Consider the following 1,430-nt stretch of genomic DNA (forward strand, 5'->3'; position numbering starts at 1 on the left):
GCGGTAGTGCCCATTAGCGTGGTGTAACGGCCCGGACCCGGGCGTGTTGCTCCCGGACGTGAGGCGGCCACCGCGTGATTCTTGAAACGACCTACCAAAGTACGTTTCGAAAGAGAGCCCACGCGATGACCGCACCCCATGTTATCGATCCTGCCCGTTTCCTGTCAGAGCAACTCGAGCAGGCCTCCCCGGATCTCATGCGATCCATGCTGACCACCTTCATCAACGCGCTGATGAGCGCCGAAGCGGACGCGGTCTGCGGCGCCGAATACGGTGTCCGCTCCGAGGCCCGGACGAACTCCCGCAACGGGTACCGGCACCGGGACTTCGACACCCGCACCGGCACCCTGGACGTCGCCATTCCCAAGGTCCGGCAAGGCTCCTACTTCCCGGACTGGCTGCTCGAACGCCGCCGCCGGGCAGAGGCCGCACTCACGAGCGTGGTCGCGACCTGTTACCTGCTGGGGGTCTCCACCCGGCGGATGGAAAAACTTGTCGAGACCCTGGGCATCACCCGGCTCTCGAAGTCCCAGGTCTCGGTGATGGCCGCGGACCTCGACGCCCAAGTCGAGGCGTTCCGGACCCGCCCGCTGGACGCCGGCCCGTACACGTTCGTGGCCGCTGACGCCCTGGTCCTGAAAGTCCGCGAAGGCGGGCGCGTCGTCAACGTCCACGCCATGGTCGCCACAGGCGTCAACGCCGACGGGCACCGGGAAGTCCTGGGGATCCAGGCCACCTCCGCCGAGGACGGCGCCGGCTGGCTGGCCTTCTTCCGCGACCTGACCGCCCGCGGCCTGACCGGGGTGAAACTGGTGACCTCCGATGCGCACGCCGGGCTGGTCGCCGCGATCGGCGCGACCCTGCCCGGGGCCGCCTGGCAACGCTGCCGCACGCACTACGCGGCGAACCTCATGGCCGCGACACCCAAGAGCAGCTGGCCGTGGGTGAAAACCCTGCTGCACTCGGTCTACGACCAGCCCGACGCCGCCGGCGTCCAGGCCCAGTTTGACCGGGTTCTGGATGCCCTCGCCGAGAAGCTGCCCCGCGTCGCGGACCACCTCGACGCCGCCCGGGCGGACATTCTCGCGTTCACGCCCTTCCCCAAAGGCCTCTGGCGCCAGGTCTGGTCCAACAACCCGCAGGAACGCCTCAATCGGGAAATCCGGCGCCGCACCGACGTCGTCGGGATCTTCCCCGACCGCACCGCGCTGATCCGGCTCGTCGGCGCCGTCCTCGCCGAACAGCACGATGAATGGATCGAAGCCCGCCGCTATCTCAGCCTGGACCTCATCCAACAATCACAGACCGTCGGCACCGCGCCGGCGCCCACCACGGAACAGGAGGAAACCAACCCCGAACTGGCGCTCAGCGCCTAACCAAAATCAAGAATCACGCGGCAACCGCGTTACACCACGCAAATGGACTTGACC

1 protein-coding gene is annotated in these 1,430 nt (G+C 67.7%); it reads left to right on the forward strand.

Annotated features, from left to right (window positions below):
- Positions 1–125 precede the first annotated feature (125 nt).
- Positions 126–1,376, forward strand: coding sequence for an IS256 family transposase (locus QK291_RS18960; RefSeq protein WP_069950424.1), 1,251 nt, complete (start codon positions 126–128; stop codon positions 1,374–1,376).
- The last annotated feature ends 54 nt before the right edge of the window (positions 1,377–1,430 follow it).

It is taken from the genome of Arthrobacter sp. AL12 (genome assembly GCF_029960645.1).
GTDB lineage: Bacteria > Actinomycetota > Actinomycetes > Actinomycetales > Micrococcaceae > Arthrobacter.

What these genes read in the sequence shown, in the direction of transcription:
- QK291_RS18960 (WP_069950424.1), top strand. Translation starts at nt 126, where the DNA reads ATGACCGCACCCCATGTTATCGATCCTGCCCGTTTCCTGTCAGAGCAA.